This is a genomic window from Vibrio sp. D173a, from assembly GCF_030248475.1.
The window spans coordinates 1-3199 of the sequence record NZ_JAHGAH010000343.1; the positions used below are offsets into that span (position 1 = coordinate 1).

General features: G+C 39.4%; 3 protein-coding genes. 2 read left to right on the forward strand and 1 reads right to left on the reverse strand.

Going from position 1 to position 3199, the window contains the following annotated elements; translation table 11 throughout:
* Positions 1-23: 23 nt before the first annotated feature.
* A complete protein-coding gene (locus tag KIV40_RS25570) occupies positions 24-473 on the reverse strand; it encodes a hypothetical protein (protein ID WP_214240319.1) in 450 nt (149 codons plus the stop codon).
* A 518-nt stretch (positions 474-991) separates the two neighbouring features.
* Between KIV40_RS25570 and KIV40_RS25575 the strand changes: the two genes are divergently transcribed.
* Together KIV40_RS25575 and KIV40_RS25580 are read left to right on the forward strand one after the other, a co-directional pair.
* Complete coding sequence (locus tag KIV40_RS25575; protein WP_228176132.1) at positions 992-1267, forward strand: hypothetical protein; 276 nt, start codon at positions 992-994, stop codon at positions 1265-1267.
* A 731-nt stretch (positions 1268-1998) separates the two neighbouring features.
* Complete coding sequence (locus KIV40_RS25580; RefSeq protein ID WP_228176130.1) at positions 1999-3045, forward strand: replication initiation protein; 1047 nt, start codon at positions 1999-2001, stop codon at positions 3043-3045.
* Positions 3046-3199: the final 154 nt, after the last annotated feature.

Below are 3199 nucleotides of genomic sequence, written 5' to 3' on the forward strand. Positions count from 1 at the left end.
AAGGAATGGGGCATTTTCGTGTTTCATGCCACTTCGGCACATTTCTGGACAGAACCCTTTTCTTGCTTCAAGGCTGATGTAAAGCGGCGGTGACCTTTAACGAGGCGGATGATTGGCCATATATTACCAGTAATCCACAATAGCGCCCCAAGTAAGCCGAAGCTAAGTAAATAAACAAAATTTTCAGCGCCCGTTGCTGAAAATAGGCCGCCATATTTGAATCTATTAGCGTTCAGAATTGCACCAAGAGCCGCTAAATGTAGGCCAATATATAACCCTATAGACTGCAATATATTCCAATACACATGCTGCAATAACGCAGTCGATGCCTTATGCCTGCAAAAACAAACCCAAGCAATGAATACCAGCCAAAGACTAGCGGCAGGCCAGTAAACCCAGCTAAGCAGAAAGATCACTCCTGCGACAAGGTAGCAGTTGCGCAATTGTTTTACTGGAGAACGACTTGAAAGCACCGTTAGCAATCCTTAATTCCTTAAAGAGATGAGCCTGTTAGTTTCTATGAGACTTGTTGTTACAATGAAACAAACTACGATATGTCAGTTGGCGATTCAACTGTCAGTATTACTAAAATGTTAGCGAATAAGTTGTTTTCTACACATCCATGATATTGCAACAACGGGACGCACCTATATTGGTCGGATGAACGACACTTTCTCGGATAACAGGTAAAGCAAACCTACAGTCACACATTGTGAGTAAACTTTCACGCTTATAAGAAATAGGGTAGGTCTGAGCTAGCTGGCACTTTGGGAGAAAAGTGCCACGAGTAAAATTTCAGGCATATGAAGCCTCTGGACAAAGTTCATTTTCGCAAAACCATACATTAGCAATTCATGAATAACTTTTTATAAGGCAAATATTTCTAGTGAATGCGCCCTCGTACAGTGCGCACTTTGGTTTTTATGGTGAGTTTATATTGACTCAGTCACTGATTTGAGTTATTATTAACTCACCAACTAAGGAGGCTAACATGAAAATTTCTTACCCACACCCAGAAACCAATAAGCGTACTTCAGTTACTATTAATGATCGCATTCTTCGCCTTTGGGCTATTACGCATGATATAGATATCACCACTGATGATTTCCTTTACAATGACAATGTAATTGCCATGTTGAAGGGCTGTATTTTTGAGGCTCATGATGCTTATTTGAAGGGGGTTAATAACTTTCCTACATTTGTCAGTTACTTTGAAAATACAATTTTCATTGATATTGAGCTTCTTCTTTTAGAAAAGCGTTCTTAGTGGGGGCTCTATGATTGCAAAAGGTATTGCTCTACTGGACTTGCATACTTCTGTAGTTTGTCAAAATGCCTTGGAACTAGAAATAGCCATTAGAGCGCCTCAAACGCTCTTAGTGAAGATTTTAGACACTTGTTCAAGGCGGTATGATTCCATAACGCCTTGTAAGTTTGTAACGCTTCAAAAGCGGTTTGTAGAGCAAAATTCATCGAGTTGCTTTGAACTAACAACTGCACTCTGATACCCATTTTTCGATCTTTATGAGTTTGGGTTTTAGATTAGTTCTTTTGATGTGGATAAGTGAGTTAAAAAGCTTCGAACGTCGGTTATTCACTTTTCCACAGCATCTATAACAGTATATATGTTCTATATGATCTATAAAGTATATAAGATCTATAAGAGCCAAAAACCCTTTTTAAATCAATTAAATAGTGGCCTTTAGGTTACGTAATCTTAGTGTAATAGATCTTCTAATTAGTTTGTTTGTTCTTCTGATTAGTGTGTAGGTAACAAGTTATTAGTGTTTATGATCTGTTTCTTAGTGTTTGGGTAACAGATTTTTAGTGTCTCGCCGATTTTTATCCTCAGATCTATTGGATTAGTTAGATATGGATAACATTTTTGGGAAGGTTACAGGAATTTAGTCAATTAATGGCTTTTTTATTCTTGAGGTTACGGATATTTAGTCTTATTCTTGTTTGAGACTAAAAATTTGTTACCTGAAGCTAATTACTATGACCGACCGTCGCCAACTAATTACCACCGAAGATTATCGAGAGTTGCCGAACGACTTTTTCAAAAAAAGTCATGCGCTTGTATTTAGTCAACTTGGTTTAACCGCTCGAGAACATGATACCTTTGCGTTGTTTTTATCGCGCTTGCATGAAGATCATTGGGTTGCCTACCAAGAAGGTCGTCATGTTTATGCACCTGAATATACTTTTCAATCTGAAGTGTTGAAAGAGTGGTTTGGTTTATCTGCAAAGCAACTATATCCAACATTAAAACCAATGGCTAAACGCCTATCTTCTCGTAAAGTGGGTTTAATGAACGATGTTGAGCAAGAGTTTGATTTTATGCCGCTCTTTAGCCGAGTGGCGTATAAGAAAGGTGCATTGATCATGGTACCGAACGCTGAACTTATGGATGCTTATCTGGCCCAATCGGCGGGTCATGCTCAGATTAACCACCTATCTTTTAGAAGGTTGAAGTCGGAGCACTCTAAGCGTCTATATAGCATTTTATCTCGTTTTAAAAAACCGGGAATGAAGTTACATGAGCAATCTATCGAACAGCTGCATGGTCTGTTTGGTTTATTAGATGAGAAAGGCACGCTGACAAAGTCGAGTTATGGGAACAATAAGGTTTTCCTAGAGCGTTGTATCCGTAAACCTATCGAGGAACTTGCTTCTAATGAAGAAGTACAGAAAGAATTGGCGTTCCTCGTGGATGAGGAGTCTGGATCTTATGGTTATAAAGCTCGTTACCGAGGAAAAAGCATTGTCGCTTTAGAGTTCTTGTTTGAGTGGAAGCAGAAGAGCGACAATAAAGGTGAAGCGCAAGAGCGTGCTAAACTCGCAGCAGAGACGGTACCAGACAACCCAATGTTGCTGCTGGCAAAAGAGGCATTCAATATTGTTCTTTCGTATCCGGTAAATGGCGAGCTTACTGAGCATCATAAATTAGCGATCGAGAGTGTTCGCATGGGGATCATCACTATGCCTGAAGACATGCAGTTTGATTCGGTCTTCTATCACCGCATGGAGCTGATGGAGCCCTAAATTTTCAGGTAACAGATTTTTAGTGTTTTGCTGCGCACACTAAAAATCTGTTACCTTCCGTGATGATTTGCGAAATGTGGTTTCTGACAAAGGTGATAAACAGAACGTTATTTCCATTGCAGGTGTTCAAAAAGGTATACTTTTTGATAGACAG

Bases quoted from the DNA above. Each gene is read 5' to 3' on its own strand.
- KIV40_RS25580 (WP_228176130.1), top strand. From the start codon at position 1,999: ATGACCGACCGTCGCCAACTAATTACCACCGAAGATTATCGAGAGTTG.
- KIV40_RS25575 (WP_228176132.1), top strand. From the start codon at position 992: ATGAAAATTTCTTACCCACACCCAGAAACCAATAAGCGTACTTCAGTT.